This is a genomic window from Pseudomonas sp. 58 R 12, assembly GCF_900005865.1.
Taxonomy (GTDB): Bacteria; Pseudomonadota; Gammaproteobacteria; order Pseudomonadales; family Pseudomonadaceae; genus Aquipseudomonas; species Aquipseudomonas tritici.
The window spans coordinates 144,647-167,156 of the sequence record NZ_CVTP01000014.1; the positions used below are offsets into that span (position 1 = coordinate 144,647).

General features: G+C 60.0%; 21 protein-coding genes. 7 read left to right on the plus strand and 14 right to left on the minus strand.

Annotation, left to right across the window (positions count from 1 at the left end; genetic code table 11):
* Positions 1–204: 204 nt before the first annotated feature.
* Entirely contained in the window at positions 205–1,458 is a 1,254-nt protein-coding gene (gene glyA, locus BFP95_RS08200; RefSeq protein ID WP_049711455.1) for a serine hydroxymethyltransferase, read from the plus strand.
* A 123-nt stretch (positions 1,459–1,581) separates the two neighbouring features.
* Here the strand turns inward: glyA and yjiA are convergent, their stop codons facing one another.
* The 3 genes from yjiA to BFP95_RS08215 all read right to left on the minus strand — a co-directional run bounded on the left by yjiA (position 1,582) and on the right by BFP95_RS08215 (position 4,971).
* Positions 1,582–2,541: a GTPase gene (gene yjiA / locus BFP95_RS08205; RefSeq protein ID WP_065875338.1), complete on the minus strand. Its 960-nt coding sequence runs from the start codon at positions 2,539–2,541 to the stop codon at positions 1,582–1,584.
* 150 nt (positions 2,542–2,691) lie between these two features.
* Entirely contained in the window at positions 2,692–2,889 is a 198-nt protein-coding gene (locus tag BFP95_RS08210) for a YbdD/YjiX family protein (RefSeq protein WP_003176208.1), read from the minus strand.
* A 15-nt stretch (positions 2,890–2,904) separates the two neighbouring features.
* Positions 2,905–4,971, minus strand: a complete 2,067-nt coding sequence (locus tag BFP95_RS08215) for a carbon starvation CstA family protein (protein WP_057024512.1) — start codon at positions 4,969–4,971, stop codon at positions 2,905–2,907.
* A 174-nt stretch (positions 4,972–5,145) separates the two neighbouring features.
* Between BFP95_RS08215 and BFP95_RS08220 the strand changes: the two genes are divergently transcribed.
* Positions 5,146–5,514: a PilZ domain-containing protein gene (locus tag BFP95_RS08220; protein ID WP_065875339.1), complete on the plus strand. Its 369-nt coding sequence runs from the start codon at positions 5,146–5,148 to the stop codon at positions 5,512–5,514.
* Positions 5,515–5,523: 9 nt separating this feature from the next.
* A complete protein-coding gene (locus BFP95_RS08225; protein ID WP_065909817.1) occupies positions 5,524–6,270 on the plus strand; it encodes a sulfite exporter TauE/SafE family protein in 747 nt (248 codons plus the stop codon).
* Between the two features lie 27 nt (positions 6,271–6,297).
* Here BFP95_RS08225 and BFP95_RS08230 read toward each other — a convergent pair whose 3' ends face one another.
* The 4 genes from BFP95_RS08230 to katB are packed head-to-tail and all read right to left on the minus strand — an operon-like array spanning position 6,298 to position 10,591.
* A complete protein-coding gene (locus BFP95_RS08230) occupies positions 6,298–7,032 on the minus strand; it encodes a hypothetical protein (RefSeq protein WP_065909819.1) in 735 nt (244 codons plus the stop codon).
* A gap of 16 nt (positions 7,033–7,048) precedes the next feature.
* The gene (gene radA, locus BFP95_RS08235; protein ID WP_065880426.1) at positions 7,049–8,416 is read right to left on the minus strand and encodes a DNA repair protein RadA; all 1,368 of its coding nucleotides are present in this window, start codon (positions 8,414–8,416) and stop codon (positions 7,049–7,051) included.
* 35 nt (positions 8,417–8,451) lie between these two features.
* Positions 8,452–8,991, minus strand: a complete 540-nt coding sequence (locus tag BFP95_RS08240) for an ankyrin repeat domain-containing protein (protein ID WP_065875342.1) — start codon at positions 8,989–8,991, stop codon at positions 8,452–8,454.
* 58 nt (positions 8,992–9,049) lie between these two features.
* Complete coding sequence (gene katB / locus BFP95_RS08245; RefSeq protein ID WP_065909821.1) at positions 9,050–10,591, minus strand: catalase KatB; 1,542 nt, start codon at positions 10,589–10,591, stop codon at positions 9,050–9,052.
* A gap of 287 nt (positions 10,592–10,878) precedes the next feature.
* On the opposite strand from katB, the gene mscL reads away from it, so the two are divergent.
* Positions 10,879–11,298: a large-conductance mechanosensitive channel protein MscL gene (gene mscL / locus BFP95_RS08250; RefSeq protein ID WP_065880427.1), complete on the plus strand. Its 420-nt coding sequence runs from the start codon at positions 10,879–10,881 to the stop codon at positions 11,296–11,298.
* 44 nt (positions 11,299–11,342) lie between these two features.
* Here the strand turns inward: mscL and BFP95_RS08255 are convergent, their stop codons facing one another.
* A complete protein-coding gene (locus BFP95_RS08255; protein WP_065909823.1) occupies positions 11,343–12,119 on the minus strand; it encodes a ferredoxin--NADP reductase in 777 nt (258 codons plus the stop codon).
* Positions 12,120–12,502: 383 nt separating this feature from the next.
* Between BFP95_RS08255 and BFP95_RS08260 the strand changes: the two genes are divergently transcribed.
* Entirely contained in the window at positions 12,503–13,213 is a 711-nt protein-coding gene (locus BFP95_RS08260; protein WP_065909825.1) for a helix-turn-helix transcriptional regulator, read from the plus strand.
* Between the two features lie 161 nt (positions 13,214–13,374).
* On the plus strand, positions 13,375–14,499 hold the full coding sequence (locus BFP95_RS08265; RefSeq protein ID WP_065875347.1) for a methyltransferase: 1,125 nt from the start codon (positions 13,375–13,377) through the stop codon (positions 14,497–14,499).
* 68 nt (positions 14,500–14,567) lie between these two features.
* On the opposite strand, the gene BFP95_RS08270 is transcribed toward BFP95_RS08265, so the two are convergent.
* Genes BFP95_RS08270 through BFP95_RS08280 form a run of 3 tightly spaced genes read right to left on the minus strand, consistent with a single transcriptional unit; the run spans position 14,568 to position 17,196 of the window.
* Positions 14,568–14,735: a DUF2474 domain-containing protein gene (locus BFP95_RS08270; protein ID WP_010562540.1), complete on the minus strand. Its 168-nt coding sequence runs from the start codon at positions 14,733–14,735 to the stop codon at positions 14,568–14,570.
* A gap of 12 nt (positions 14,736–14,747) precedes the next feature.
* Entirely contained in the window at positions 14,748–15,755 is a 1,008-nt protein-coding gene (gene cydB / locus BFP95_RS08275; RefSeq protein WP_065875348.1) for a cytochrome d ubiquinol oxidase subunit II, read from the minus strand.
* A 1-nt stretch (position 15,756) separates the two neighbouring features.
* Positions 15,757–17,196, minus strand: coding sequence for a cytochrome ubiquinol oxidase subunit I (locus tag BFP95_RS08280; RefSeq protein ID WP_065880430.1), 1,440 nt, complete (start codon positions 17,194–17,196; stop codon positions 15,757–15,759).
* Positions 17,197–17,516: 320 nt separating this feature from the next.
* Here BFP95_RS08280 and BFP95_RS08285 point away from each other — a divergent pair, with 320 nt between their 5' ends.
* A complete protein-coding gene (locus BFP95_RS08285; RefSeq protein WP_065875350.1) occupies positions 17,517–18,755 on the plus strand; it encodes an MFS transporter in 1,239 nt (412 codons plus the stop codon).
* 74 nt (positions 18,756–18,829) lie between these two features.
* Here BFP95_RS08285 and BFP95_RS08290 read toward each other — a convergent pair whose 3' ends face one another.
* From BFP95_RS08290 to BFP95_RS08300, 3 genes are read right to left on the minus strand one after another with little or no spacing between them, the layout of a single operon-like run.
* Positions 18,830–21,013, minus strand: coding sequence for a xanthine dehydrogenase family protein molybdopterin-binding subunit (locus BFP95_RS08290; RefSeq protein ID WP_065909828.1), 2,184 nt, complete (start codon positions 21,011–21,013; stop codon positions 18,830–18,832).
* Positions 21,010–21,999, minus strand: coding sequence for an FAD binding domain-containing protein (locus tag BFP95_RS08295; protein ID WP_065880431.1), 990 nt, complete (start codon positions 21,997–21,999; stop codon positions 21,010–21,012). Before BFP95_RS08295 ends, BFP95_RS08290 begins: the two co-directional genes overlap by 4 nt.
* A complete protein-coding gene (locus BFP95_RS08300; protein WP_065875353.1) occupies positions 21,996–22,502 on the minus strand; it encodes a (2Fe-2S)-binding protein in 507 nt (168 codons plus the stop codon). Before BFP95_RS08300 ends, BFP95_RS08295 begins: the two co-directional genes overlap by 4 nt.
* Between the last annotated feature and the right edge of the window lie 8 nt (positions 22,503–22,510).

Below are 22,510 nucleotides of genomic sequence, written 5' to 3' on the forward strand. Positions count from 1 at the left end.
TTGGGGCTGATGGCCTCATCGCAGGCAAGCCAGTTCACACATCAAAATGTGGGAGTCGGGCTTGCCCGCAATAGGGCCGGCACTGGCACCGCTTATCCCTAAGTGAATCCCGCTTGTCCGCGACATGATGTCCTTTCATATGCCATCTAAAACCCATTGGGTTAGAATGCCCTCCTTTTCTGCCCCCGATCCTTGAGGACCGCCATGTTCAGCCGTGATTTGACTATTGCCAAGTACGACGCCGATCTCTTTGCCGCCATGGAGCAAGAAGCCGTGCGCCAGGAAGAGCACATTGAGCTGATCGCTTCGGAAAACTACACCAGCCCTGCGGTGATGGAGGCTCAAGGTTCGGTTCTGACCAACAAGTACGCCGAAGGCTACCCAGGCAAGCGCTACTACGGTGGTTGCGAGTACGTTGACGTGGTTGAGCAGTTGGCCATCGACCGTGCAAAAGAACTGTTCGGCGCCGATTACGCCAACGTCCAGCCGCACGCCGGTTCCCAAGCCAACAGCGCCGTGTACCTGGCCCTGCTGCAAGGTGGCGACACCATCCTGGGCATGAGCCTGGCCCACGGCGGTCACTTGACCCACGGCGCCAGCGTTTCGTCCTCCGGCAAGCTGTACAACGCCGTTCAATACGGTATCGATGCCAACGGCCTGATCGACTACGACGAAGTCGAGCGCCTGGCGGTCGAGCACAAGCCAAAAATGATCGTGGCCGGTTTCTCTGCCTACTCGCAGATCCTGGATTTCCCGCGCTTCCGCGAAATCGCTGACAAAGTGGGCGCGTACCTGTTCGTTGACATGGCTCACGTAGCCGGTCTGGTCGCCGCGGGCGTCTACCCGAACCCAGTGCCTTACGCTGATGTGGTCACCACCACGACCCACAAGACCCTGCGCGGTCCACGTGGCGGCCTGATCCTGGCGCGCGCAAACGCCGAGATCGAGAAGAAGCTGAACTCTGCGGTGTTCCCAGGCGCCCAAGGTGGCCCGCTGGAGCATGTGATCGCCGCTAAAGCGATCTGCTTCAAGGAAGCGCTGCAGCCTGAGTTCAAGACCTATCAACAACAAGTTGTGAAGAACGCCAAGGCCATGGCTGAAGTGTTTATCGCCCGTGGCTTTGACGTGGTGTCCGGCGGCACTGAAAACCACCTGTTCCTGCTGTCGCTGATCAAGCAGGACATTTCCGGTAAAGATGCTGACGCTGCCCTCGGCAAAGCCTTCATCACCGTGAACAAGAACTCCGTACCGAACGACCCACGTTCGCCGTTCGTCACCTCCGGCCTGCGCTTCGGCACTCCGGCGGTGACCACTCGCGGCTTCAAGGAAGCAGAGTGCAAGGAACTGGCTGGCTGGATCTGCGACATCCTGGCTGACCTGAACAACGAAGCCGTGATCGACGCGGTACGTGAGAAGGTCAAGGCCATCTGCAAAAAGCTGCCGGTGTATGGCGCTTGATAGCAGTTGCTTGAATAAGAAGCCCGGCTGAAGAGCCGGGCTTTTTTATGCCAATTCAAATGTGAAATACGGTCAATTGTGGGAGCTGGCTTGCCTGCTCCCACAGTTGGGCTGCGTTTCAAGTCAGGGTTGGTAGACCTTGGCAAAACCGTCGCGAATCTTCTGTTCCGGCAACTCATCGGCAATAAACACAATCACACTCTCCCGCGCCTCGCCTTCGGCCCACTCGGTATCCCAGTCGAAACCGTAGAGCTTCAGCACGCCCTGGAACACCATGCGTCGATCTTCCCCGGCAATGTTCAGCACGCCCTTGTAGCGCAGCAATTGCTTGCCGTGGTCTTCCAACAGTTCGTTCATGAACTCACTGAGGCGGTCGATATCCAGCGGCTGGTCAGTGCGCAGCACCAGGCTGGAAATGCGGTCGATGGACGGCGCGGCGCTCACCGGGCGCAGGCTCATGCCAGCATTGAGGTTGAAGCCACGCACATCGAGCAGTTCAGCCAAGTCGATGTTGCCATGGTCCACCACACGGATCGGCGCACGGCGGTTGATGCGGGTGAGGCGTTCGCTGAGCGCGTCGAAGGTGGCGTCATCCACCAGGTCGCGCTTGCTGACCAGCAGGCGATCTGCAAAACCGATCTGGGCCTGGGCGATGGTCTGGGTCAGGTGGTGCTCGGCGTGGGCCGCGTCCACCAGGGTGATGATGCCGTCGAGGATGTAGCGCTCGCGCAGTTCCTCGTCGATGAAAAACGTCTGGGCCACCGGCGCCGGATCGGCCAGGCCGGTCGTCTCGATCACCAGGCGATCAAACGCGATCTCGCCGCTGTCCAGACGTTCGAGCAGCAAGTAGAGGGCTTTGGTCAGGTCGGTGTGGATGGTGCAGCACACACAGCCGTTGGACAGGGTCATGACTTGCACCGGTTCTGCGCCCAGGAGCTGGGTGTCGATACCGGCGTCACTGAATTCGTTTTCAATCACGGCGATTTTCAGGCCGTGCTCGGCCTTGAGCAGGTGGCGCAGCAGGGTGGTCTTGCCGGCGCCGAGGAAGCCGCTGAGGATGGTGACGGGGATGGGAGAGGACAAAGAAAATTCTCCTGAAGGAACACAAAAACAAATGTGGGAGCGGGCTTGCTCGCGAATGCGGTGTATCAGTCAGCACATACTTAAACTGACAGACCGCATTCGCGAGCAAGCCCGCTCCCACAGTGGATCACTGCAAGCCCGAGTGCCGGGTCAGCAGCACTTAGGCCCACCCTTGCCACCGTAACGGGCTTCCTGGCGCTCCCGAAAGAACGCCTTGTAGTCCATCATCGGTTTGTCCGGGTGCTTGGTTTGCATATGCTCGACGTACGTGTCGTAGTCGGGCATGCCGACCATCAGGCGCGCGGCCTGACCGAGGTATTTACCGAGGCGACTGATGTCATTGAACATGGCTGCAATCCTCTATTACGCGTCCGGCACGGCCTGGAACGGGGCTTCTTTATCCGTACGTTCTTTGTTGCCCCAGGCGGCGACGCCGACTTTGAGCGCATAGAACAGGATGCTGAACACCACGAACAGGAACAGCGCCGTCAGCGTTGCGTTGGTGTAGGCGTTCCAGATCACGTGCTGCATCTGGTCGATGTTCTTGGCCGGAGCCAGTATCTGGCCGTTGGCCAGGGCATCGCTGTACTTCTTGGCCAGCGACAGGAAGCCGATCGCAGGGTTCGCGTCGAACAGCTTGATGAAGCCCGCCGTGGTGGTGCAGATCAGCAGCCAGACGGCTGGCAGCATGGTCACCCAGATGTAGCGTTGGCGTTTCATTTTGATCAGCACAACGGTTGCCAGCATCAGCGCGATACCCGCCAGCATCTGGTTAGAGATACCGAACAGCGGCCACAAGGTGTTGATGCCGCCCAATGGATCGATCACGCCTTGGTACAGCAGGTAACCCCACATGGCCACGCAACCAGCGGTCGCGATCAGGTTGGCCGTCCAGGACTCGGTGCGTTTCAGCGCCGGCACGAAGGAACCCAGCAGGTCTTGCAGCATGAAGCGACCGGCACGGGTACCGGCGTCCACCGCCGTCAGGATGAACAGCGCTTCGAACAGGATCGCAAAGTGGTACCAGAACGCCATGGTGTTTTCACCCGGCAGCACACTGTGCAGGATCTGCGCGATCCCCACCGCTAGCGTCGGTGCACCACCGGCACGCGCCAGGATGGTGGTTTCACCGATGTCATGGGCGACGGCAGACAGCGCCTCAGGCGTGATCGCAAAGCCCCAGCTGCTGACGGTCTGCGCCACGGTGACCACGTCCGTGCCGACAATCGCGGCCGGGCTGTTCATGGCGAAGTACACGCCAGGTTCGATCACCGACGCGGCAACCATTGCCATGATGGCCACGAACGACTCCATCAGCATGCCGCCGTAACCGATGTAGCGGGCATGGCTTTCACTGGCCAACAGCTTGGGCGTAGTGCCCGACGAGATCAGTGCGTGGAAACCCGATACCGCGCCGCAGGCAATGGTAATGAACAGGAATGGGAACAGACCGCCCTTCCATACCGGACCGGTGCCATCGATGAACTGGGTCAACGCCGGCATTTTCAGGTCGGGCATGGTCACCAGGATGCCGATCGCCAGGGCGATGATGGTGCCGATTTTGAGGAAGGTCGACAGGTAATCGCGTGGCGCGAGGATCAGCCACACCGGCAGTACCGCCGCGACGAAGCCGTAGCCGATCAGCATCCAGGTGATCTGGATACCGGTGAAGGTGAAGGCCTTGGCCCAGACCGGGTCAGCGGCAATCTGCCCGCCCAGCCAGATCGAGCCCAGCAGCAACAGCACGCCGATGATCGAAATTTCACCAATGCGGCCCGGGCGGATGTAGCGCATGTAGATGCCCATGAACATCGCGATCGGGATGGTCGCCATCACCGTGAAGATGCCCCACGGGCTCTCGGCCAGGGCCTTGACCACGATCAGCGCCAGCACCGCAAGGATGATGATCATGATCAGGAAGCAGCCGAACAGCGCGATGGTCCCAGGGATGCGGCCCATCTCTTCGCGGACCATGTCCCCCAGGGAGCGACCGTTGCGACGAGTGGACAGGAACAGGATCATGAAGTCCTGCACGGCACCGGCCAGCACCACGCCGGCAATCAGCCAGAGCGTGCCAGGCAGGTAGCCCATTTGCGCCGCCAGTACCGGGCCGACCAACGGGCCTGCACCGGCAATCGCCGCAAAGTGGTGACCGAAAAGGATGTGTTTGTTGGTCGGCACATAGTCCAGACCATCATTATTGACCACTGCGGGGGTGGCCCGCCGTGGATCGAGTTGCATCACGTTATTAGCGATGAACAGGCTGTAGTAACGGTACGCAACCAGATAGATGGCCACCGCAGCGACCACAATCCACAAGGCGTTGATCGCCTCGCCGCGGCGCAAGGCCACTACGCCCAGGGCGCACGCTCCTACAATTGCCAGCACCAGCCAGGGTAGATGGCGTAGCAGGCTATTATTATTTTTCATTTTTATATTCCAGCCAGGGTGGACAGAAAGGACAGCCATCCGGAGTTTAGCGCTACTGGCCTTAAAGGCCACCCCCCTACGTTGGTCTAGAGCCTTCTAAGGGTAAAAAAAGCAGAAATAACGGCCCGATGATGGCGCAGGGCTACAATCCTTCTAACCACAGAGGGTTTCACCATGACCGAGCAGCCGTCTGACCGCCGTCGTTTTCGCCGGATCGCCTTTGATGCCAAGACCGAACTTCGGCAAAACGGGCGCGAATGGCCAGTGCAATTAGTAGATTTGTCGCTAAAGGGCCTGTTGGTGCAACGGCCCGAAGACTGGAAGGGCAATAAGGCGCTGCCGTTCGATGTCGACATACGCCTGGATCCCAAGGCGCATATAAAAATGCAAGTGCGACTGACCCATGAGGATCATGGGCAACTGGGCTTTGTGTGCAAAGACATCGATCTGGAGTCGATCAGCCACTTGCGGCGGCTGATCGAGTTGAATCTGGGCGACCAGGAAGAGTTGGAGCGAGAGCTGGGTGCTTTGCTGGAGGTATGAACCGCCATTATGGTTGAGCATGAATGGCTGACAGGCGCTGGATTGGTGCTGCTGGGTGTTATAACGGGTTTTATCGGAACCAATACGGGAGGCAGCGTATTTCTAACCGTTCCAGTGATGATCTGGCTTGGGATACCCCCTCAGTCTTCGATAGCAACCGCTCGCCTGGCTTCGGTAGGCACTATGTTCGCCGGCTTGAGGCACTTTCATAACAGTGGAAAAGTGGATTACAGGCTAGCGGCCCCCGCGGCGGCACTTGGGTTGGCCGGCGCCTTGATCGGTGCAAGCCTGATCGTGCAAATAGACCCCGCGCTGCTGCATAAAATCATTGGCGGCCTGACGCTACTATTGGTGGCACTTTCACTCATCAGGAAGCCTCATTCACCGAAGGCCACCCCCTCATCGCTCAGACGCTTTTGCGGCTATGTACTGTTTGTTCCCGTGGGCATGATTGGCGGTTTATTTGGCGGACAAGCCAAGTTATCAACTTATTTGTATATTATTTTTTTTAAAAAAACGATCAGTGAATCAATTGGTACTCGGAAAGTCGGAGGTCTCATCCTCTCAGTTGGCTCGTTAATAATATTCGGTATCAGCGGCATCATTAATTGGCAGTACGGATGTTGCCTGATCATAGGCACGCTGGTGGGCGCCAATGCGGGCGCCAAGTTTGCTCTACAGAAAGGCGATAAGTGGATGGAGAGCGCTTTCAATGTCGTCGTCGTTGCCTTGGCGTTGAAAATGCTCTTCTGGTAGCGGTTCTCTCACGGGAAAAACGACAGTTCAGGGAAATGCCGTACGCGTGGGGAAGTCGCTTTCCGTGTCCCAGTAACCCGCTTTCTGGCTCACCGCGACCTGCCACTGCCCATCCACAAAACGATAGGTTTGGTAGCGGGTGGCAAAATCATCCTCGCCATTACCGTCCATAAATGAAGAAACTTGCAGCAGCTCATCCGCGCCACCTTTGACCGGCGATGCAACCCGCCACGCGGCCTTGCCGGTCTGGGCCAAGGTCAGCGTCTTGAACTTGCCGTCAGCGTCCTTGTAACTCATAGGCTCAAGTTTTTGCTTGGCCGGCAGCAGCAGTTGAGTTGCCGGGCCACTGTAACTCCCCATTGGCGCGGTCTGATCAATGATCAGAAAATACACCGCGTCCGGTAGGCCTTTGAGCGGGGCTTTCTTGACCTCGGCCAAGGGATAACCGAGGTCGTCGTGCGCGACTAAATCCCCCGACGCCGACAGCAATCGCACCTGGGCTCCGAGCAGCGGGTTTTCTACCAGGTCACCGGGTTCGTCGAACGAATCCTCATCCAGGCCACTGCCCCAACTGTCCTTGTGCATCTGGGCGCTGATGCGTTGATCTTCGAGTACCTGCAAGACGCTGCCGTCTTGCGTCACCAGTTTTTGGGCCAGGCGGTAACCGGCCGGCAGCTTGGCCGTGTCGGCCCACGCCATCGCAGGCAACCCGGCCAAGGCGATAAACAAGGCGATGACACCCCACCTACTCGATCGTTGCATTGCATCCATCCTTGATCTATTCGAAAAGTGCATCCAACGCCTGTTCCAACCGCGTCACGCCAATAATCGTGATCCCCGGTGGCGATTCCTTCGGTGCGTTGCCCTTGGGCACGATGGCGCGCTTGAAGCCGTGCTTGGCCGCTTCCTTCAAACGCTCCTGCCCGCTGGGCACCGGGCGTACTTCGCCCGACAGGCCGACTTCACCAAACACCAGCAAGTCATGCGGCAACGGCCGATTACGCAGGCTGGACATCACCGCCGCCATCAACGCCAGGTCGGACGCGGTCTCCAGCACCTTGACCCCACCCACGACGTTCAGGAATACATCCTGGTCATGGGTCGGAATGCCGCCGTGTCGGTGCAACACCGCGAGCAGCATCGCCAGGCGGTTTTGATCCAGACCCAAGGTCACACGCCGAGGGTTGGCCAGATGGCTGTCATCCACCAGCGCCTGCACTTCCACCAGCATCGGGCGAGTGCCTTCCCACGTTGCCATTACCACACTGCCCGGGACTTCTTCCTGAGCGCGAGTCAGAAAAATCGCCGACGGGTTGGAGACTTCTTTCAGCCCCCGGTCTGTCATGGCGAACACGCCCAACTCGTTTACCGCACCAAAACGGTTCTTCACCGCCCGCAGCAAACGCAGGCGGCCGTCGGATTCGCCTTCGAAATACAGCACAGTGTCGACCATATGCTCCAACACCCGTGGCCCGGCCAGCGCGCCTTCTTTGGTCACATGGCCCACGAGGAAGATCGCCGTACCGCTCTGCTTGGCATAACGCACCAGCAGCGCCGCGCTTTCGCGCACCTGGGACACACCGCCCGGTGCTGATTGCAATTGCTCGGTGAAAATGGTCTGGATCGAGTCGATCACCATCACCTTGGGCTTTTCGATACGCGCCGTGGCAATGATGCTTTCGATGCAGGTTTCGGTCATCACCCGCAGTTGATCCTGGGGCAAACCCAGGCGGCGGGCGCGCATGGCGACTTGCTGCTGGGATTCTTCGCCAGTGACGTACAGCGCCGGCATGCGACTGGCGATGCTGCACAGGGTTTGCAGCAGGATCGTCGATTTACCGATACCCGGATCGCCGCCGATCAGCACCACCGAGCCATCTACCAGGCCACCACCGAGCACTCGGTCGAGTTCGCCGGAAGCGGTGGAGAAACGCGGGATTTCTTCAACGCTGACTTCGGCCAACGTCTTGATCTGCGCCTGCTGCCCGGTCCAGCCGGCACGGCCGGTGGGGGCCGCCGCGCCGCCGCTTTCGATCATGGTTTCAGTCAGGGTGTTCCACGCACCGCATTCGCTGCACTGGCCGGCCCACTTGGGAAAGGTCGCGCCGCACTCCGTGCAGCCGTACATGCGCTTGGCCTTTGCCATTTGAGAACCTCCAACCGAAAAACCGCGATGATAGCTCAGCGCGGCGCCGGGGTCCGGATTTCACCGCTGGCCAATCGTGAAGCACTGTTGCCGATCGGGTCTTCGGCATTGAGGTCGGCGCCTTTGGCTTTCAGCTCATCCAACAGCTCGACGCGCTTGAACAGCCCGGCATACATGGCCGCCGTCTGCCCGGCGCCATTGCGCTGGTCGGGGTTGCAGTCGGTGGCCAGCAGGCGTTGGGCAATTTTCAGTTCGCCCTTGAAGATCGCGCCCATCAGCGCTGTGTTGCCGCGTTTGTCCTGCACGCAGGCGTCGGCACCGGCGTTGAGCAAGCGCTCCACGAACGGGCCCTGGCCGTGGTACGCGGCGAGGATCAACGCGGTGTAGCCCTTGTCATCCTGGGTGTTGAGGCTATAGCCGGAGTCGATAAAGGTATTGAGCATGTCGAGGTCGCCACGACGCGCGGCGTCGAAGTAGTAATCCTGCAACTGGGCCTTGAGCGCGACCGGGTCGGGCGACTCGGCGTGGGCGACAAAGGCCAGCATGGCCATCAGCAGACCGATAGAAATTCGCATGGGTGTTCTCCTGCCAAGGGTCGACGCCCGTCTCTGGGCGCCGACCATAACCAACGGATCAGTCAGTCAGTTTTTCCGCCAGCGCCTTCACGCGCGCCAGGTCCCCCTTGGCAACCTTGGCTACGCCAGTGCCGTACTCCGGGTCGGCTTTGTAAAGGAACGACAGGATGATGTGCTTGCTTTCATCATCGGTGGTTGCCAGCGAGCCGCCGAAGTTCTCGATCAGGTCCTGACGCTCTTTTTTATTGAAGGAGCGGTACAGATCACCGGCCTGCTTGAAGTTCTGCTCACGCTGGATCTTCGTCTGCTGGGTGCTGCCCGACAGGGCCGATTGGCTGTAGCGCGCGGTTTGCGGCTCTTCCCGAGGCTCCAGGCGGCTTGGCTGGTAGTTCACGCCGCTGGTGGTTTTGCCGAAATTCAGTGCGCCGTCCTGATTGCCATTGTTGACGGTCACGCGTGGCGCGTTGATCGGCAGTTGCAGGGCATTGGCGCCCAGGCGGTACATCTGGGTGTCAGCATAGGAAAACACCCGGCCTTGCAGCAGGCGGTCTTCCGACGGTTCGATGCCCGGCACCAGGTTGGCCGGGGCCATAGCCACCTGCTCGGTTTCCTGGAAGACGTTGGCCGGGTTGCGGTTGAGTACCATCTGCCCGACTTTGCGCTCGGGCACATTCGGCCAGATCTTGGTGGCGTCCAGTGGGTCGAAGTCGAACTTGGCCAGGTCTTCAGGCTTGAGCACCTGCACGTACAGGTCCCACTTGGGGAAGTCGCCCTTGTTGATATGCGTGACCAGGTCGTTGGTCATGTGGCTGTAGTCACGGCCCTGCACTTCGGTGACTTGCTTGGGATCAAGGTTCTTGATGCCTTGCAGGCTCTTCCAGTGGAATTTGACGTAGTGCACTTCGCCCTTGGCGTTGATCAGCTTGTAGGCGTGCACGCCGTTGCCATCCATTTCCCGATAGCTGGCCGGGGTGCCGGAGTCGGAGTACAGCTCGGTCAGCGTGCGCGTGGACTCGGGCACGTGGGAGAAGAAGTCAAAGCGACGGGAGTCGTCATCGAGGTTGGTGCACGGGTCAGGTTTGAACGCGTGGACCATGTCCGGGAACTTGATGGCATCGCGGATAAAGAACGTCGGGAAGTTGTTGCCCACCAGGTCCCAGTTGCCGTCGGCGGTGTAGAACTTGGTGGCGAAACCGCGCGGGTCGCGCAGGGTTTCCGGGGAGTGGTTGCCGTGGACCACGGCGGAGAAACGCACGAATACCGGTGTGGTTTCGCCCGCCGCGAATACCTTGGCCTTGGTCAAGTCGCTGAGGTTATCGGTGACCGTGAAGGTACCGTGGGCGCCGGTGCCACGGGCGTGTACCACGCGCTCCGGGATGCGTTCGCGGTCGAAGCGTTGCAGCTTCTGGATCAGTTGCACGTCTTGCAGCAGTACCGGGCCGTTGGCGCCGGCGGTCTGCGAGTTCTGGTTGTCACCCACCGCCGCACCGTTATCGCGGGTCAAGTTGGCGGCTTGCACAGAGAGGGACAGCAGGCTGGCGGTCACCAGTACCAGCGCGGTTCGCGCTGTAACAGGCCCGCGGCTCATTGGGGTTTTCATCAAGGTTTCCTCTGGTTTTTTTAATGCACATTCAGTTGTGCTTGCCAGAGGCTAGTGACCCGAGCGTCAGAAGATAAATAGAAAAGACGTACCAACCCGATTGATAAAATAATCTGGTAAGCACCTGATTTGGCGCGTATTTCGCGCGCGATTGATGGCACTTTGCAAACTATTTGCGATTTAATGTGTCGATAAAAACTAACATTGTTAACGGTTGTGTCAGGCAAGCCCGCTACGACTGACTTACACTGAGCCCCACCCTTCTCATCTGTAACAAGGAATAACCTATGGGCGTGATCAGTGAGTTCAAGGCCTTCGCGGTCAAAGGTAATGTGGTCGACATGGCCGTCGGTATCATCATCGGCGCGGCCTTCGGCAAAATTGTTTCCTCCTTTGTAGGCGACGTGGTGATGCCACCCATTGGTCTGTTGATTGGTGGCGTGGACTTTGGTGACCTGGCAATAACGCTCAAGGCCGCACAGGGCGATGTGCCTGCGGTCGTCCTGGCGTATGGCAAGTTCATCCAGAGCGTGATCGACTTTGTCATCGTCGCGTTTGCGATCTTCATGGGTGTGAAGGCGATCAACCGCCTGAAACGTGAAGAAGCCGTGGCGCCAAGCCTGCCACCGACGCCGACCAAGGAAGAAGTGTTGCTGGGTGAGATCCGTGATCTGCTCAAGGCACAGAACGACAAGCCGCTTCAGTAAATACCGGTTTGAAAAAAAGGCGCCTGCTTGAGGCGCCTTTTTTATTACCAGTAGTTTTCTACCGCCACCTGACCAGGGCGACGGCTCAGGCTCAGATTCATATCGCGCTGCTTGAGCAACTGCCGCGTGTCATCAACCATCTGCGGGTTGCCGCAGATCAGCACACGGGAGTGCTCCGGGGCCAGCTCGACGCCGGCCGCGCGTTCCAGTTCGCCATTTTCAATCAGCGTCGTGATGCGCCCATTCAGCGCGCCTGGGTGTTGTTCACGGGTCACGATAGGAATGTAGGTGAGCTTGTGCGCGTATTCGGCCAGGTACTCGCGCTCGCCCAGTTCCCTGATCAGCGCCTGATAGGCGAGCTCCTTGGCTTCGCGGGCGCTGTACACGAGGAGGATACGCTCGAATTTCTCCCAGACCTCGAAGTCCTGCAGGATCGACAAAAACGGCGCCACCCCGGTGCCAGTGCCCAGCATCCACAAATCGCGACCATCGACGAAACGGTTCAACGTCAGGAATCCGGTGGCCTGGCGTTCCACCATCAAGGTATCGCCCACCCGCAGGCGACTCAGCTCACTGGTGAACTCACCGCCCGGGACAACGATCGAGAAAAAATCCAAGTGCTCATCAAACGGCGAGGACACTAAGGAATAGGCGCGCCAGACGGTGCTGCCATCCGCCTTGGTCACCCCCACGCGTACGAATTGGCCGGCAGTGAACCGGAAACCGGGATCGCGGGTGGTGCGCAGGGTAAACAGGCTGGGGGTCAGCGATTGCACATCGAGCAAGGTCTGGCGGGTGAATTTCTCAGCGCTGGCCGTCATGGGGGCCTCCGTTCAACAGGTGCCCTAGTGTCCCTCAAAGTGGCGCATGGAAACACCTATGGTTGGTAGTGGTATCGCGCGATGCGTGCAGTAGTGGCTATCCAATTGCACCGCCAATCAATTTGCTATTAGCCTTTCAACCCTGTCTATAAACACGTTGTTAGCTGATCGTTACACCGCCTTTAAACGCCTAATAAACCGTGACATTCAGACGGCCCGCGGCCAACGCCAGCAGGTTCCTTTGCAGAAAAATTCTTAAAGACCTGCGCGCCAAAACGAAATTTTCCTCTCGATATGTAGCCGTTGTCCTACACTCATTTTCGTGCAGCGTTGGGGGTCCAGGACGTACCTCAAGGCACGGAGAATTCCATGGAGTAATACCAATGATTAACTGGCGCAACACACGGCTTCCCAAACTGGAAGGCGAAGATGAGGTCACCAGCGTGTTTGAAATGGTGGGCATCAGAACGCTAGAGCTCGGCTTCCAACACTGTTCCTTCAAGATGAGCGCTAACCTGCCAAAAAACCAAGTCAATCCGATTGAATTCACCAACTACCCAAATGAATGGAAAACAGTCTATGACCAGGCGAGCTTCTTTGGCGTAGACCCGGTGGTGAAGCATTGCAGGGAGAACCCGCTGCCCATTGTCTGGAAGGAAGAAACCTTTAAAGACGTACCCAGCCTTTGGTCATTGGCGCAGACGTTAGGCGTGCACATGGCGCTGACCATAACCGTCCATGATTTCCGGGGCATGTTCAGCATGTTGACCCTGAGCCGTGGTAAAGGCGCAATCACGCCGGAAGAGCTCTACGAAAAATCCGGGCTGATGCTGTGGTTGTGTCACGCGATGCATACAGTTCTGGCGCATAAATACGCCGACAAACCCAGCACCCACCCCGCCAGCCTATTGACCCCGCGTGAAACGGAAGTGCTCATGTGGTCCGGCAAGGGCAAGACCGCAGCGGACATCGCCGCCATCCTTTGTTTATCCGAACGCACTGTAGGCTTTCATGTCTGCAGTTGCCTGAAAAAACTGGGGGTCAACAACAAGATCGCCGCCGTGCTCCGCGCCGCGCAAGACGGGATTATTTAACCCGCCAACAATCACCGCATGTAATCCCGCTGAAAAAAAAGTAACATTTGCGGCCAATTCTGAGTGTTGAGCAGCCCCCCCGGGAGGCCGCCCGTGGTTCACTCAGACGTCTCGGCTGGCCACTGCCGAACACTTATCGTTTACCCAGAGCCTCCCCCGCCATGCCCCTGCTCGAAAGCCCCTTCGCCCAGCTCGATCTGATCCGCCAGCCAGAGCAACATAATGATCCGCTGCAAGCCTTCGATGCGGCAGACGAGTACCTGCTCAATCATCTGGCCGAACAGCAGCCGACGACTGATACCCGCGTATTGGTGCTCAATGACAGCTTCGGCGCCCTGGCCGCCAGCCTACAAGGCCACGTGCAGGTAACCTCCAGCGGCGACTCATTCCTGGCAGCCCAGGGCCTGGAGAAAAACCTGGTGCGCAACAGCAAGGCGTTTGACGCTGTGCCGTTCATCCCGGCCAGCCAGGCCCCGGCCGGGCCTTTTGACCGCGTACTGATCCGCGTGCCGAAAACCCTGGCCCTGCTCGAAGAGCAACTGATCCGCCTGCAAGGCCAACTTGCGCCGGGCGCCGAAGTGATTGCCGGGGCGATGATCAAGCACTTGCCACGGGCGGCGGGCGAGTTGCTGGAGCGCTACATCGGGCCGATGCATGCATCGCTGGCGGTCAAGAAAGCGCGATTGCTGATCGCCACTGTTGAAGATCGTCCCGCGGCTGTCTCGCCGTATCCGACCCGCTACACCCTGGACGCGCCAGCCATCGAGTTGCTGAACCACGCCAACGTGTTCTGCCGCGAAAGCCTAGACATCGGCACCCGTGCGTTCCTGCCGCACCTGCCGAAAAACCTGGGCAGCGCGCGGGTGGCAGACCTGGGGTGTGGCAACGGCGTACTGGCGATTGCCAGCGCGCTGCAAAACCCCGAGGCGCAATACACCCTGGTGGACGAGTCCTATATGGCCGTGCAGTCGGCGGCCGATAACTGGCAAGCAGCGCTCGGTGAGCGCGACGTCATCGTACGCGCCGCCGATGGCTTGGCCGGCCAGGCGCCCGATTCGCTGGACGTGGTGCTGTGCAACCCGCCGTTCCACCAGCAACAGGTGGTCGGTGACTTCCTCGCCTGGCGTATGTTCCAGCAGGCGCGTGAAGCACTGGTAGTCGGCGGCGCCCTCTATATAGTCGGCAACCGCCACCTGGGTTATCACACCAAGCTGGCACGCTTGTTCCGGGGCGTCGAGCAAATCGCCACCACGCCGAAATTCGTGATCCTCAAAGCGCGCAAATAAAAAAGGCCCCGCCACTGCGAGCAGAGGCGGGGCCAAAAAACCGTGCCGCAAGGCAACGGGATGGGATGTCAGTGGGTGGTCAAGCCAGCCGCGTTCATGAACATGCGCATAAGGCTCGCCACGACGAACAAGGCCAGCACGCTGCCAGTCCAGATCATCGCCAGCCACCCCAGGCGCCGCCACAACGGCTGTTTCTCGGCCTGTTCAATCTCGTGCAACGTAGGCTTGCCAGACATGAGACGACCCTCCTAGTGATAACCGTCTTCGTGGGTGACCTTGCCGCGGAACACGTAGTAGCTCCAGAAGGTGTAGCCCAGGATGAACGGGATGATGAATAACGTGCCCACCAGCATGAAGCCCTGGCTTTGCGGCGGCGCGGCAGCGTCCCAGATCGACACCGATGGCGGAATGATGTTCGGCCACAGGCTGATACCCAGGCCGCTGTAGCCCAGGAAGATCAGCACCAGTGTCAGCAGGAACGGCGTGTAGTGCGCGTTGCGTGCCACGGCGCGGAACAGACCGTACATGGTCACCAGCACCAGGATCGGCACTGGCAGGAACCAGAACAGGTTTGGCAGGGTGAACCAGCGCGAGGCAATTTCCGGGTGCGTCAGCGGCGTCCAGATACTCACGATGCCGATCACGGCCAGCACCACGAACGCCAGGGGCCGCGCCAGGTTGTGCATCTTCTCCTGCAACGGGCCTTCGGTCTTCATGATCAGCCAGGTGCAACCGAGCAACGCATAGGCCACGATCAACGCCACACCGCAGAACATCGTGAACGGCGTGGCCCAGTCCAGCGAACCGCCGGCGAACTGGCGATTCACCACCGGGATGCCATCGATAAACGCCCCCAGCGCCACGCCCTGGAAGAACGTTGCAGCCAACGAGCCGCCGATAAACGCCTTGTCCCACAGGTGACGCTTGTGGTCTTTGGCCTTGAAGCGGAACTCGAACGCGACCCCGCGAAAAATCAGCCCGATCAGCATCAGGATCAGCGGCAGGTACAGCGCCGACAACACCACCGAATAGGCCAGCGGGAACGCGCCGAACAGTGCCGCGCCGCCCAATACCAACCAGGTTTCGTTACCGTCCCAGACCGGCGCCACGGTGTTCATCATCACATCACGGTCGGTCTTGCCTGGGATAAACGGAAACAGGATGCCGATCCCCAGGTCGAAGCCGTCCATGACCACGTACATCATGATGCCGAAGATGATGATCACGGCCCAGATCAGCGGAAGATCAATACCCATCTCAATTCCCCTTGTGCTGGATGTCGTCGTGCTCATTGTCGGTGCCGTCATCGGCAGCAGACAAAGGACGTGCCGGCGTGCGTTTCTGGCCAGGGCCGCCGTGGGTTGGCTCGGTCACGTCATGGGCCACAGGGCCTTTGCGCACCAAACGCATCATGTAGCCAAGGCCCGCACCAAACAGCGCGAAGTACACCACCACGAACAACACCAGGGTAATGGTCATCTGCGCCAGGCTATGCCCGGACGAAGCATCCGCTGTGCGCATCAAGCCGTAGACCACCCACGGCTGGCGGCCGATCTCGGTGGTGAACCAACCTGCAAGGATCGCAATCAGGCCGGATGGGCCCATCCACAACGCCAGGTACAGGAACGGTTTGGACGTGTACATCTTGTCGCCCCGGCGAAGCCAGAGGCTGAACAGGCCGGTGAAGATCATCAGGAAGCCCAGGCCGACCATGACCCGGAACGACCAGAACACGATGGTCGAATTAGGACGATCTTCCGGAGGGAAGTCCTTGAGTGCAGGCACCTGTTTATCCAGAGAGTGGGTCAGGATCAGGCTGCCCAGGTACGGAATTTCCACCGCGTATTTGGTTTTTTCGGCCTTCATGTCGGGCCAGCCAAACAGGATCAGCGGTGTCGGTTCGTTGCCTTTGTTTTCCCAGTGGCCTTCAATCGCGGCGATTTTCGCCGGCTGGTGCTTCAAGGTATTGAGGCCATGGAAGTCGCCGATCACCGCCTGGATAGGCGCAACGATCAGGGCCATCCACATCGCCATCGAGAGCATTTTGCGGATCGCCGGATTGTCCTTGCCGCGCAACAAGTGCCAGGCCGCCGAGGAGCCGACAAAAAACGCGGTGGCCACGAAGGCCGCCGTGGCCATGTGCGCCAGGCGATAAGGGAACGACGGGTTGAAGACCACGGCGAACCAATCGGTTGGGATCACGCGGCCGTCAATGATTTCAAAGCCCTGGGGCGTCTGCATCCAGCTGTTGGACGACAGGATCCAGAAGGTCGAAATCAACGTACCCACGGCCACCATCACGGTGGAGAAAAAGTGCAGGTTGCGCCCGACCTTGTTCCAACCGAATAACATCACGCCGAGGAAACCGGCCTCGAGGAAGAAGGCCGTGAGCACTTCGTAGGTCAGAAGCGGCCCGGTAACGGCGCCGGCAAAGTCCGAGAAGCGGCTCCAGTTGGTGCCGAACTGGTAGGCCATGACCAAGCCGGACACCACGCCCATGCCGAAGTTGACGGCAAAGATCTTCGACCAGAAGTGGTAGAGGTCACGGTAAGTGTCGTTGTGGGTCTTGAGCCACAAGCCTTCCAGCACCGCAAGGTAACTGGCCAGGCCGATGGTGATCGCCGGGAACAGGATATGGAATGAGATGGTGAACGCGAACTGGATTCGGGCGAGATCTAGCGCCTCCAAACCGAACATAAGTTTTCCTCTTTCAGGTAATACCGAATGCCGGCCGGCGGCCTGCAATCACTGCCCCCATCGATATGGAGTACGCCGAATTTCAATTCGTTTCTTTTTTTGTCCAATCACGCTGGGATGCTTGCCTGGCCTGCCGCCTTGCACTGACGCTGCGAAGGCATTGACCTGGATCAAGCATTGCTAAAAGAGTAGTCCCATTTTTGCGGTTGGCCTGTGTGGTCTTTTGCCGCGTGACAGACTGCCTCAGCTCAGTTCTTGCAACTATCTGTTACAACTTAATGATAATCTCGGCGCTTCCTCCGGCCTTGACCCGAATTCCGATGCCTAGCGAACCTGCGTTGTTGTTACGTCACCATCGCCCTTTCATCGCGTTCTGGCTGGCGCGCATCTTCACCGCCAGCGGTTTCCAGATGCTCACCGTGGCCATCGGCTGGAACCTTTACCAACTGACGGGCAACGTGCTGGACCTGGGGTTGGTCGGCTTGGTGGAATTCGTGCCGCGCGTGCTGTTCATGCTGCACACCGGGCATGTGGCCGACCGCTATGAGCGACGTAAAGTTGCCGCCATCTGCCAGACCGTGCAGGCGTTTATCGCCTTGTCCCTGGCCATTGGTGGCCTGACCGGCAACGTGACCCGCGAGATGATCTTTATCCTCGCCTTCCTGCTGGGCGCCGCGCGCTCGTTTGAAATGCCCACCACCCAGGCCATGCTCCCGAGCCTTGTGCCCGCCGCTCTGTTCCCACGGGCCGTGGCCTCGTCGCAGTCGGCCCAGCAGCTGGCGACCATTGTCGCGCCGGCCCTTGGCGGTTTGCTTTACGCCTTTGGCAGCGTGTGGGTGTATGGCCCCACGGTGGCGCTGTACCTCATTGCGTGCGTGCTGACCCTGAATTTGCCCGCGCGCCAGACGCCGCTGAACAAAGCCAAGGCGACCATGGACTCTCTGCTCGCCGGTATCCGCTTTATCCGCAGCCGCCCGGACATTCTCGGTGCCATCTCCCTCGACTTGTTCGCCGTGCTGCTGGGCGGTGCCACCGCGCTGCTGCCAGTGTTCGCCAAGGACATCTTGCTGACCGGCGCCTGGGGCCTGGGCCTGTTGCGTTCGGCACCGGCGGTGGGCGCGTTATTGATGTCGTTATGGTTGGCGCGGTTCGCGGTGGACCGGCATGTGGGGCGAGTGATGTTCACCGCCGTCGGCGTATTCGGCGTGGCGACCATCGCGTTCGGCCTGTCTACCTCGTTCTGGTTTTCCCTGGCGGTGCTGGTGGTGCTGGGTGCGGCGGACATGATCAGCATGGTGATCCGCGCGTCGTTCGTGCAACTGGAGACACCCGATGAAATGCGCGGGCGGGTCAGTGCGGTCAACGGTTTGTTTATCGGCGCGTCGAATCAGTTGGGCGAGTTTGAATCGGGCATCACCGCCCACTGGTTCGGCACCGTGCCTGCGGTGGTCATGGGCGGGATCGGTACGCTGGTGGTGACAGGGGTGTGGATCAAGCTGTTCCCGACCCTGGCGAATCGGGATCGGATGCATGTGCCGGTGGAAGAGCCCAAGGTTTAAGCCACACCGCAAAACACTGTGGGAGCTGGCCCGCCAGCTCCCACACTTGATCTTCAGTGGCTTGGAGATTGGCGTCAAAGCACTTTGTCCAAGGTGATCGGAAACTCCCGCACTCGCTTCCCCGTAGCGTGATAAATCGCATTCGCCACCGCCGCCGCCACACCCACAATACCGATCTCACCAACCCCCTTGGACCCGAGGGCATTGACGATCTCGTCGTGTTCTTCGACAAACACCACGTCAATCTCGCCGATATCAGCGTTGACCGGGATGTGGTACTCCGCCAGGCTATGGTTCATGTAACGCCCCAATTGATGGTCGATCTGGGTTTCTTCGTGCAGGGCCATGCCAATACCCCATACCACCCCGCCGAGGATCTGGCTGCGCGCCATCTTCGGGTTGACCACGCGCCCGGCGGCAATCGCGCTGACCACCCGGCTGACCTTGATCGTGCCCAGGTCTTCATCCACGCGCACCTCGACAAATACTGCCGAATGGGTGGCAGTAGCAAACCCCTCGCGCTGCTTGTCGGGCTCGCTGTCGACCTGCACTTCCAACGCGTCTTCGCCACTGTTCTTGACCAACTGCGCCAACGACACACTGACGTCACCCGTATGCAGTTGGCCGTCTTCAAAGCGTACGGCCTCGGCCTCCTTGAATACCGGATACGTCTGCCGGGCAACGGCCAACAGCTTGGCGTTCAACGCTTCGCAGGCCTGCTGCACAGCCGTGCCGACGGAGGACACCGTAAACGACCCGCCCTGCAGCGGCGCAGTGGGCAACGATGAATCCCCCAACAGAAAGTCCACGTCCTCAACCGCCACGCCACTGGCCTGGGCCGCGATCTGGGTCATCACCGTGTAGGTGCCCGTGCCGATATCGGTGGTGGCGCTGCTGACGGTCAGTTTGCCCTTGGCATCAATACGCGCCTTGGCGCTGGCCTTCATCTGCATCGCCTCCCACACGCCGCCGGCCATGCCCCAGCCGATCAACTGGCGGCCGTCGCGCATGCTGCGCGGTTCCGGGTTGCGTTGGTGCCAGCCGAAACGCTCGGCACCTTCGCCGTAACACTCGCGCAGGGCTTTGCTCGACCAGGGCTTGTCTTCGTTCTGATTGCGTTCGGCATAGTTGATCAGCCGCAGTTGCACCGGGTCCATCCCCAATGCGCTGGCCAATTCGTCCATGGCGCACTCCAGGCCGATCACCCCGAGGGCCGCCCCAGGTGCACGCATGTCCAGCGGCGTGAATACATCCAGTGGCACCAACTTATAAGTCAGCTGCACGTTATCGCAGTGGTAGAGCATGCCGCTCCATTCCACCACGTGCTCACTGAAATCCTCGAAGCGCGACGTCTGGCCAATCGCGGTGTGCCCCAGTGCCAGCAGGCGGCCGTTGGCGGCGGCGCCCAGCTGCAAACGCTGCAAGGTGCGTGGGCGGTAGCCGAAGGTGAACATCTGCTGACGCGTCAGCGTGACCCGCACCGAGCGCTTGAGTGCCAGGGACGCCATCACCGCCAGCGGCAATTGGTACTGCGGGCGCAGGCCGGAGCCAAAGGCGCCGCCGACAAATGCCGCGAAGATACGCACCTGGCTTTTATCCAGGCCGAAGACTTTTTGCACATAGGCCTGGCAGTTCTGCGGGCCTTGGGTCTTGTCGTGGATGTGCAGCGTGCCGTCCGGCTGAAACAGCACGGTGCTGGCGTGGGGCTCCATCGGGTTGTGGTGTTCGATAGGGGTGCTGTAGTGCAGATCCAGGCTGACGGCAGCGCCGGTCCATTCGGCCTGGAAGTTGCCGCGCGGCTTGGGCGGCGTCTGCGGCGACGCGTACGCCTGTTCCTGCAAGGCCAGCAAGTCGGTTTCAAAGGCTTCGGTTTCGTACTCGATCTCCACCAGGGAGCCGGCATGTCGCGCCAGCTCGAGGTTATCGGCGATCACCAGCGCCAGTGGCTGGCCGCTGTACAGTACCCGATCGTTGTACAGCGGGCGAAACGGCGAGCCGTCGGCGGCATCATCGTCCTGGAAAGCATCATCGTAGCTGGCGATTTTTGGCCGATTGAGGTGATGGAGAACCTCCACCACACCCGGCAGCGCCAGCGCCTTGGTCGCGTCGATACGCAGCACCCGGCCCTTGGCCACGGTGCTCGACACTACGCTGCCATGCAGCAGGCCTTCTTCGGGAAACTCACCGGCATACCGCGCCTTGCCTGTGACCTTGAGCAGACCGTCAACGCGGTCCAAGGGTTTGCCGATAGCACTCATGGGCGTTCTCCTGCGACAGCGGCGTCGCTCAGGGCGCGAATAATCCCCCGGCGTGCCAGCTTGATCTTGAAGCCGTTGTGTTGCAGCGGCTCGGCGTCTTGCAACAGGGCATCGGCGGCGTGACTGAAGGTTTCGCGGCTAACAACCTGGCCGATCAGTGCGGCTTCCACCGCGCGGTCACGCCAGGGTTTGTGGGCCACGCCACCCAGGGCCAGGCGCGCGTCGATGATGGTGTCGCCGTCCAGCTCAAGCGCGGCAGCCACAGACACCAGGGCGAACGCATAGGAGGCACGGTCGCGGATTTTCAGGTAATTGCTATGGTTTGCCAGATGATCGGCGGGCAGTTCGATGGCGGTGATCAGCTCATCGTCGGCCAATTGGTTGTCCCGTTGCGGCGCATCACCCGGCAGGCGATGAAAGTCGGCGAACTCAATGACCCGCGAACCGCCGCGCCCCTCTACATGCACCCTCGCCTCCAGCGCTGCCAAAGCGACGCACATGTCGGAGGGATGGGTCGCGACGCACTGTTCACTGGCGCCGAGGATCGCGTGAATACGGTTCAAACCGGTGCGTGCCGGGCAGCCACTGCCGGGCTCACGCTTATTGCACGGCACGGTCGCGTCATAGAAGTAGTAGCAACGGGTGCGCTGCAACAGGTTGCCGCCGGTACTGGCCATGTTGCGCAGTTGCGGAGAGGCGCCGGCCAGGATGGCCTGGGACAGCAGCGGGTAACGCTGTTCGATCAGCGGGTGCCAGGCCAGGTCGGCGTTGCTCACCAACGCGCCGATCAGCAGACCGCCACCGGCAGTCTCCTGAATGTCATTCAGGGGCAATCCGGTGATATCGATGAGATGCTCGGGGCGGCTGATGTTTTCTTTCATCAGGTCCAGCAGGTTGGTGCCACCGGCAATAAAGCGCGACGCGGCGCTGCTCAGATGAACCGCTTCTTTCACATCCGCAGGCTTGCTGTAGTGGAAGGGATTCATTGTTCACCTCCCACTACGTCTTCAATGGCATCGCGAATATTGCTGTAGGCCCCACAGCGGCACAGGTTACCGCTCATCAGCTCTTGGATTTGCGCCGTGTCGTGGGCGCGGCCTTCATTGGCCAGGCCGACGGCCGAGCAGATCTGGCCAGGGGTGCAGTAACCGCATTGGAAGGCATCGTGTTTGATAAACGCCTGCTGCATCGGGTGCAGTTGGTCGCCGTTGGCCAGGCCTTCGATGGTGGTGAGTTCGGCACCGTCGCACATCACCGCCAGCGTCAGGCAGGCATTGATCCGTTTGCCATCGCGCAAGACGGTGCAGGCGCCGCATTGGCCGTGGTCGCAGCCTTTTTTGCTGCCGACCAGGTCCAGTTGCTCGCGCAGCAGGTCCAACAGCGTGGTCCAAGGCAACACGTCCAGCTGGCGGTCCTGGCCGTTGAGGCGCAGGCGTATCGGGTGGCTGACGAACGGCTGGGCCGCCGCGCCATTGGGGGTCGCGCTCATAAACACCT

Coding starts and splice junctions, on each gene's coding strand:
- BFP95_RS08300 (WP_065875353.1), bottom strand. CDS start 22,502: ATGAGCGCGACCCCCAATGGCGCGGCGGCCCAGCCGTTCGTCAGCCAC.
- BFP95_RS08270 (WP_010562540.1), bottom strand. CDS start 14,735: ATGTCTGGCAAGCCTACGTTGCACGAGATTGAACAGGCCGAGAAACAG.
- BFP95_RS08225 (WP_065909817.1), top strand. CDS start 5,524: ATGGTTGAGCATGAATGGCTGACAGGCGCTGGATTGGTGCTGCTGGGT.
- BFP95_RS08280 (WP_065880430.1), bottom strand. CDS start 17,196: ATGTTCGGTTTGGAGGCGCTAGATCTCGCCCGAATCCAGTTCGCGTTC.
- BFP95_RS08255 (WP_065909823.1), bottom strand. CDS start 12,119: ATGACGGCCAGCGCTGAGAAATTCACCCGCCAGACCTTGCTCGATGTG.
- BFP95_RS08295 (WP_065880431.1), bottom strand. CDS start 21,999: ATGAATCCCTTCCACTACAGCAAGCCTGCGGATGTGAAAGAAGCGGTT.
- radA (WP_065880426.1), bottom strand. CDS start 8,416: ATGGCAAAGGCCAAGCGCATGTACGGCTGCACGGAGTGCGGCGCGACC.
- BFP95_RS08290 (WP_065909828.1), bottom strand. CDS start 21,013: ATGAGTGCTATCGGCAAACCCTTGGACCGCGTTGACGGTCTGCTCAAG.
- BFP95_RS08260 (WP_065909825.1), top strand. CDS start 12,503: ATGATTAACTGGCGCAACACACGGCTTCCCAAACTGGAAGGCGAAGAT.
- glyA (WP_049711455.1), top strand. CDS start 205: ATGTTCAGCCGTGATTTGACTATTGCCAAGTACGACGCCGATCTCTTT.
- BFP95_RS08265 (WP_065875347.1), top strand. CDS start 13,375: ATGCCCCTGCTCGAAAGCCCCTTCGCCCAGCTCGATCTGATCCGCCAG.
- cydB (WP_065875348.1), bottom strand. CDS start 15,755: ATGGGTATTGATCTTCCGCTGATCTGGGCCGTGATCATCATCTTCGGC.
- BFP95_RS08220 (WP_065875339.1), top strand. CDS start 5,146: ATGACCGAGCAGCCGTCTGACCGCCGTCGTTTTCGCCGGATCGCCTTT.
- BFP95_RS08285 (WP_065875350.1), top strand. CDS start 17,517: ATGCCTAGCGAACCTGCGTTGTTGTTACGTCACCATCGCCCTTTCATC.
- BFP95_RS08210 (WP_003176208.1), bottom strand. CDS start 2,889: ATGTTCAATGACATCAGTCGCCTCGGTAAATACCTCGGTCAGGCCGCG.
- mscL (WP_065880427.1), top strand. CDS start 10,879: ATGGGCGTGATCAGTGAGTTCAAGGCCTTCGCGGTCAAAGGTAATGTG.
- katB (WP_065909821.1), bottom strand. CDS start 10,591: ATGAAAACCCCAATGAGCCGCGGGCCTGTTACAGCGCGAACCGCGCTG.
- BFP95_RS08230 (WP_065909819.1), bottom strand. CDS start 7,032: ATGCAACGATCGAGTAGGTGGGGTGTCATCGCCTTGTTTATCGCCTTG.
- BFP95_RS08215 (WP_057024512.1), bottom strand. CDS start 4,971: ATGAAAAATAATAATAGCCTGCTACGCCATCTACCCTGGCTGGTGCTG.
- BFP95_RS08240 (WP_065875342.1), bottom strand. CDS start 8,991: ATGCGAATTTCTATCGGTCTGCTGATGGCCATGCTGGCCTTTGTCGCC.